We start from the raw sequence: 6,263 nt of genomic DNA on the forward strand, positions 1-6,263 counted from the left end.
CGCCCACCCACCGGCCCCGCCGCGGGCCTCCTCACCGGCCCCGCCGCGGGCCTCCTCGCGGGCGCCCTCGCGGGCACGGCGGGCGACGCGCAGGGCCCGCACCCGCCGCTCGCGCTCGGCGAGCGCCAGGGCCTCCTCGTGCCGCAGCGCCAGCCCCTCGTGCAGCTCCCAGTCCATCGCGGTGATGCTCATGCGCCCAGGCTCGTGCTGAGGCTCGCCGGGGGGCGTCCGGCGTTCACGCCGACTCGGCGGGCGCCCGCAGCCTTAGTTACTTAGAGTTCGTAAGGTGTTACATCGTGTCGTGAGGCGTGACCCGGCCCGGTCGACTTCCGCCGCTCGCCGTGCGCGCGGGCCGCGGCGGCAGCACCATTCCCTGGTGGCGGTCTGGACGTCCTTCATGGACCTGGTGCACCTCATCGGCGCGGTCGGCTGCCTCGCCCTCACCGGGGGCTTCGCCGCCGACGGCGAGCCGGCCCGCGCGCTGTTCTACGCGGCCGCCTGCCTCGCCTTCGCCACCGCGCTGGCGCGCCGGCGCCACCGGGACCACCGGCCGCGGCCCGTGGTCGTCGACCTGCGCGAGGCGCCCGCCGCAGCCCCGACCGCAGCCCCGGCCGCGGCCCCCGCCGCCGACACGCCGCGCTCCGCCGCCTGAGCCGCCCTCGCGGGCCGCGCACCCCGCCGCTACGTTCCCGGGCATGGTCGAGCACACCGCCACCAGCACCGCCGACGTCCGCGCCGTGCACGTGGGGCCGATGGACAACGTCGCGTACCTGCTGACCTGCCGCGCCAGCGGCGCGCAGCTGCTCGTCGACGCCGCCGACGAGCCCGACACGCTGCTCGACCTCGTGCAGGAGGGCGACCCGGACGGGCGCCTGGGCACCGTCGTCACCACCCACCGCCACCGCGACCACGTCGGCGCCCTGGAGGCGCTCGTGGAGGCCACGGGCGCGAGCACGGCCGCCGGCGCCGACGACGCCGACCACCTGCCGGTCCCGGTCGACCGCCGGCTGGCGCACGGCGACGTGCTGCGGGTGGGCGAGCTGGCGCTGGAGGTGGTGCACCTGCGCGGGCACACCCCCGGCTCGGTGGCGCTGGTGCTGCGCGACCCGGCCGGCCCCGACCACGTCTTCACCGGCGACTCCCTCTTCCCCGGCGGCGTCGGGAACACCCGCGGCGACGCCGGCGACTTCGCGCAGCTGCTCGGCGACGTCACCGAGCGCCTCTTCGCCGTGCTCGGCGACGACACCGTCGTGCACCCCGGCCACGGCGCCCCCACCACGCTGGGCCGCGAGCGCCCGCAGCTGCCGCAGTGGCGCGAGCGGGGCTGGTGACGGGACCGGTGACGGGCCGGTGACGCGGCCGGGCGGCGCGCCGCTCAGTCCAGCGCTGCGCCGCGCCGCTCGGGCAGCAGCGAGCTGGCGAGCGCGGCCAGCGCGAACGACGCGCCGAACACCGCGAACACCGCACCGGTGCCGCCCACGGCCAGCAGCGGCGGGACGCTGAGCGGGGCCAGGATGGAGGCGATCCTGCCGAAACCGGCGGCGGCGCCGGCGCCGCGGGCGCGCACGCTCGTCGGGTACACCTCCGGCGTCACCGCGTACAGCGCCCCCCAGGCGCCGAGGTTGCAGAAGGACAGCAGCATCCCCGCGGCCACGATCGTCGCGGGCGAGCCGGCGACGGCGTAGCAGGCGGCGCCGACGGCGGAACCCACGAGGAAGGCCGCGAGGGTCCGCTTGCGGCCCCACACCTCCACGAGCACCGCCGACAGCGCGTACCCCGGCAGCTGGGCGAGGGTGATGACGAGGGTGAACCCCAGCGAGCGCACCAGGCTGAACCCGTCCTCGACGAGCAGGCTGGGGATCCAGGTGAACGCCCCGTAGTAGCTGAAGTTCACGAAGAACCACACCAGCCACAACCCGGTCGTGCGCCTGCGCAGCCCGCCGGACCACAACCGGGTGCTCCCGCGCGCGGGAGCCGGCTCGGCGACCATGGCCGCACCGCGCGGAACCCCGGCGGACTCCTCCAGGGCGCCCACGACGGCCTCCGCCTCGTGGGTGCGCCCGCGCGAGAGCAGGAACCGCACCGACTCCGGCAGCGCCCGGCGCACCACGAGGGCGTACACCGCGGGCAGCGCCCCCAGCGCCAGCGCCCAGCGCCAGCCGTCGTCGGAGGCGGGTACCAGCAGGAAACCGATGAGCGCGGCCACCGTCCAGCCGACCGCCCAGAACGCCTCCAGCACCACGACGACGCGACCGCGGATGCGGCTGGGCGCGAACTCGCTCACCAGGGTGGAGGCGACGGGCAGTTCCGCCCCCAGGCCCAGGCCGACGAGGAAGCGGAACACCAGCAGCGCCCCCAGCGACCACGACAGGGCGGCCGCACCGGTGGCCAGCCCGTACACCAGCAGCGTCAGCGCGAACACCTGCCGGCGGCCGAAGCGGTCGGCGAGCACGCCGCCCAGCGCGGCGCCCAGCGCCATCCCGGCGAAACCGATGGAGGCGATCCACGACTGCTCGCCCGGGGTGAGCTCCCACTGCTGGCGCAGGGCGACCAGGACGTAGGCGACCAGCCCCACGTCCATCGCGTCCAGGGCCCAGCCGATGCCGGAACCCACCAGCAGCCGGCGGTGCCGGGCGGTGAACGGCAGGGCGTCCAGCCGTTCGGTGGCGGTGGTGACGGGTGCGCTCACACCGGTGAACCTACCCCGCGCGCGGGGTGCGGCCCGGATCGAGCGGCGTCGTGCGGGTGCTCCCGGCGGGGTGCGGCCGGCGCCCCGGGTTTCAGCGGGGGGCGCGCCGCCACAGCGGCCGCGGTGTGATCGCCATCGCCGCGGCCAGCGCGCGCAGCGCGCCGGGGACCCAGACGACGTCGCGGCCGCCGCGCAGGGCGTCCACGACGGCGTCGGCCACCTGCGCCGGGGTGCTCGCCAGCGGTGCCGGCGACATCCCGGCCGTCATCCGGCCGACCACGAAACCCGGCCGCACCAGCAGCAGCCGCACGCCGCTGCCGGCCAGCGCGTCGGCCAGGCCGGAGGCGAAGCCGTCCAGGCCCGCCTTCGCCGAGCCGTAGACGTAGTTCGCGCGCCGCACCCGGGCACCGGCGATGGAGGAGAACACCACCAGCCGGCCCGCGCGCAGCGGCCGCAGCAGCCGCGCCAGGTGCGTCAGGACGCTCACCTGCGCGACGAAGCCGGTGTGCACGACCGCCAGCGCGTGCGCGGCGTCGTGCTCGGCGCGCGCCTGGTCGCCGAGGACCCCGAACGCGACGACGACGTCGAGGGCGCCGTGCCGGGCGACGAGGTCGGCCAGCAGCGGCCCGTGCGAGGCGACGTCGTCGGCGTCGAACTCCACCGCCTCCACCCCCACGTCCGCGCGCGCCGCCCGCAGCCGGGCGGACTGCTCGGCGAGGTCGTCCGCGCGGCGGGCGGCGAGCACGACGGCGGGCGCGCCGGCGCGCACGAGCCGCTCGGCGACCTCCAGGCCGATCTCGCTGCGTCCGCCGAGCAGCAGCACGGGTGCCGGGCGCCCGCCGCCCGCCGGACCCGCCATCAGATCCACCCCGAGCGGCGGGCCAGCACCACGGCCTCGTGGCGGTTGACCGCGCCGAGCTTGCCGGTGGCCGAGGACAGGTGGTTGCGCACGGTGCCCGGCGACAGCGAGGCCCGCAGCGCGATCTCCTCCACGCTCGCCCCGTCGGCGGCCAGTTCCAGCACGTCGGCCTCCCGGGGCGTCAGCGGGCTCTCCCCCGCGGCGATGGCGTCCGCGGCCAGCGAGGGGTCGACGTAGCGCCCGCCCGCGGACACCGTGCGGATGGCCTCGGCGAGCACGGAGCCCGAGGACGTCTTCGGCAGGAAACCCCGCACGCCCACCTCCAGCGCGCGCTTGAGGTAGCCGGGCCGGCCGTGGCTGGTGAGCAGCATCGTCGTGCAGCCGGGGACCTCCGCGTGCAGCCGCTGCGCGACGGCGATCCCGTCGGGCAGGCCCTCCGCGGGCGGCATCTGCAGGTCCAGGACCGCGACGTCGGGCGACTCCTTGCGCGCCATGGCGACCGCCTCGGCGCAGGAGGCGGCCTGCGCGACGACCTCCAGGTCGTCCTGCAGGTCCAGCAGCCCGGCGACGGCGCTGCGCACCAGGTTCTCGTCGTCGGCGAGCAGGACGCGGATGCTCATGCGGGGACCTCCAGTCGTGCGCTGAGCTCGAACGTGCCGTCGGCGTGGCGGACGTCGAGGTCGCCGCCCAGCGGGCGCAACCGCTCCGCCAGGCCGGCCAGGCCGGAACCCCGCCCGCCCTCGGCGGCGGTGGCGCCGTCGTTCTCCAGCCGGACCTCCAGGCCCGCGCCGCCGCGCAGCAGGCTGATGCGGCACCACGTCGCGGCGCTGTGCCGCACGACGTTCGTGACGCCCTCGCGGATCACCCAGGCCGCCGCCGAGCGGACCTCCGCGGGCAGCGGGGCGCCGCCGCTGTCGTCGCGCACGGTGCACTGCACGCCCGCCGAGCGCAGCAGCGCGACGGACCCGTCGAGCTCCTGCTGCAGGTCGACGGCGCGGTAGCCGCGGACGACGGCGCGGATCTGCTCCAGGGAGCCCTGCGCGATCTCGCGCACCTCCACCGCCTTGTCCGCCGCCTCGGGGCGCCCGCGGCGGGCGAGCTCGGCGACCAGGTCGCTGGTGACGGCGATCGCGGACAGGTCGCGGCCGACGACGTCGTGCAGGTCGCGGGCGAAGCGCAGGCGCTCCTCGGCCACCGCCAGCCGGGCCCGGTCGCGCTCGGCGGCGGCCAGCCGGCGCACCACCTCCACCAGCCACAGCGACATCTGCAGCAGCGCCGGCGCCAGGACGGCGTAGAAGACGTGCAGGCCCACGGACACGCCGACGGTGCTCTGCTGGCGCCAGCCGTCCGCGGCGAGCGCCGCCGCGGCCGAGGCGACGAGGGCGATGGCGGCGGCCACCGGCGCGTAGCGGCGGAAGCGGTGGCGGCCCAGCGGGGCGGCCGCGGTGACCGCGGCGACGCCCGCCGCGGAACCGCTGGCGACGCCCCCGTCGAAGGCGAGGACCGCGGTCAGCAGGGCGAGCACCGAGGTCCCCGCCCACGCGGCCGGCAGCCGCCGCCCCCACGGCTTCCCGTCCACCGCGCGGCCGACGAGGACGGCCACCGCGGCCGCCTGCGCGCACGAGCCGGCCACCGCCGCGGCCAGGCCGGCGCCGGCGGGGGGACGCGCGCCGGCGTCCGCCGCGGCGTCGGCGCTGAAGGCGACGACGAGGAAGGGGGCCAGGAACACCAGCGGCTGCAGCGACCACCGCGTGTACAGCTCGACGCGCCGCAGGTCGTCTGCGGCGCGCCAGCGGTCGGCCAACCTCACGGGGGAACTCTCCCAGACGCTCAGCCGCGCGGCGACCAGCGGAACCGGCTGCGCACCACCGCCACCGAGAGCCCCACCCAGGCCGCGGCGACGAGCGCGGCCTGCAGCAGCTCCGCGCCACCGGTGCCGCCGGTCCAGCCGGCCCGCACGAGGGTCAGCACGGGGCTGAGCGGGGTGAAGTCGGCGACGTCGGCGAGCACGGGCGGCAGCACCTCCAGCGGCAGCGCGAGACCGGCGCCGAGGACGGCGATCGACAGCACGGGCAGGCTCGTCATCTGCACCGCCTCCAGCGTGCGGGTGGCGACGGCGGTGACGAGGGCGAGCCCGGCGAAGACGGCCGCGCCCAGCAGCAGACCGGCGAGCACGAGCAGCGGGTCCCCCGGCACCGGCAGGTCGAGCGCGAGCGCGCCGAGCAGGGCGAGCAGGAGCACCTGCGCCAGCGTGATGGCCGTCGAGGGCAGCGAGAGCGCCACGAGCACCTCCCCGTCGCTCGCCTCCCCCGTGCGCAGCCGCTGCAGCACGCCCTCCTCGCGGCGGGAGACGGCCGCGGACAGCACGTTGTAGTAGACGACGAAGAGCAGCAGCATCCCCACCATGCTGCTGACGGCGACGGCGGCGGCCTCGCCGGTCATGCCGGCCTCCCCGCCCAGGCCGGCCAGCAGGGCGACGACGGCCAGCGGCATGAGCACGGCGATGGACATCAGGGTCCGGTTGCGGCGCAGCAGCAGCAGCTCCGCGCGGGCGAGCGCGGCGGTGCGGCGCAGGCTCGCGCGGACGGGGCCCTCCCCCTGCGCGGCGAGCTCGGGAGCGGTCGTGGGCAGCGTGGTCGCGGGCATCAGGCGGCCTCCTCCGTGCGGGTGGTGCGGCGGGTGGTGCGGCGGGTGGTGCGGCGGGTGGTGCGGCGG

8 protein-coding genes are annotated in these 6,263 nt (G+C 77.6%); 2 read left to right on the forward strand and 6 right to left on the reverse strand.

The features are described 5' to 3' along the window. On the reverse strand, positions 1 to 192 hold a 192-nt coding region (locus GTQ99_RS18395), incomplete at its 3' end, for a hypothetical protein (protein ID WP_166617173.1). A gap of 184 nt (positions 193 to 376) precedes the next feature. Here GTQ99_RS18395 and GTQ99_RS18400 point away from each other — a divergent pair. Together GTQ99_RS18400 and GTQ99_RS18405 are read left to right on the forward strand one after the other, a co-directional pair. Further along, positions 377 to 652 carry a hypothetical protein gene (locus tag GTQ99_RS18400; RefSeq protein ID WP_166617174.1) on the forward strand — a complete coding sequence of 92 codons (276 nt, stop codon included), beginning with the start codon at positions 377 to 379 and terminating at the stop codon, positions 650 to 652. Positions 653 to 695: 43 nt separating this feature from the next. Next, positions 696 to 1,331, forward strand: a complete 636-nt coding sequence (locus GTQ99_RS18405) for an MBL fold metallo-hydrolase (RefSeq protein WP_166617175.1) — start codon at positions 696 to 698, stop codon at positions 1,329 to 1,331. A gap of 44 nt (positions 1,332 to 1,375) precedes the next feature. On the opposite strand, the gene GTQ99_RS18410 is transcribed toward GTQ99_RS18405, so the two are convergent. The 5 genes from GTQ99_RS18410 to GTQ99_RS18430 all read right to left on the reverse strand — a co-directional run bounded on the left by GTQ99_RS18410 (position 1,376) and on the right by GTQ99_RS18430 (position 6,194). After that, entirely contained in the window at positions 1,376 to 2,689 is a 1,314-nt protein-coding gene (locus GTQ99_RS18410) for an MFS transporter (protein ID WP_166617176.1), read from the reverse strand. A 91-nt stretch (positions 2,690 to 2,780) separates the two neighbouring features. Continuing rightward, entirely contained in the window at positions 2,781 to 3,548 is a 768-nt protein-coding gene (locus tag GTQ99_RS18415; protein WP_166617177.1) for a decaprenylphospho-beta-D-erythro-pentofuranosid-2-ulose 2-reductase, read from the reverse strand. Beyond that, positions 3,548 to 4,168: a response regulator transcription factor gene (locus GTQ99_RS18420; protein WP_166617178.1), complete on the reverse strand. Its 621-nt coding sequence runs from the start codon at positions 4,166 to 4,168 to the stop codon at positions 3,548 to 3,550. The genes GTQ99_RS18415 and GTQ99_RS18420 overlap by 1 nt, the downstream gene beginning before the upstream one ends. Continuing rightward, positions 4,165 to 5,358, reverse strand: coding sequence for a histidine kinase (locus tag GTQ99_RS18425; protein WP_166617179.1), 1,194 nt, complete (start codon positions 5,356 to 5,358; stop codon positions 4,165 to 4,167). The genes GTQ99_RS18420 and GTQ99_RS18425 overlap by 4 nt, the downstream gene beginning before the upstream one ends. Positions 5,359 to 5,378: 20 nt before the next feature. Beyond that, the gene (locus GTQ99_RS18430; protein WP_166617180.1) at positions 5,379 to 6,194 is read right to left on the reverse strand and encodes an ABC transporter permease; all 816 of its coding nucleotides are present in this window, start codon (positions 6,192 to 6,194) and stop codon (positions 5,379 to 5,381) included. Positions 6,195 to 6,263: the final 69 nt, after the last annotated feature.

The sequence above is a fragment of the Kineococcus vitellinus genome (assembly GCF_009906315.1).
Classification (GTDB): Bacteria; Actinomycetota; Actinomycetes; order Actinomycetales; family Kineococcaceae; genus Kineococcus; species Kineococcus vitellinus.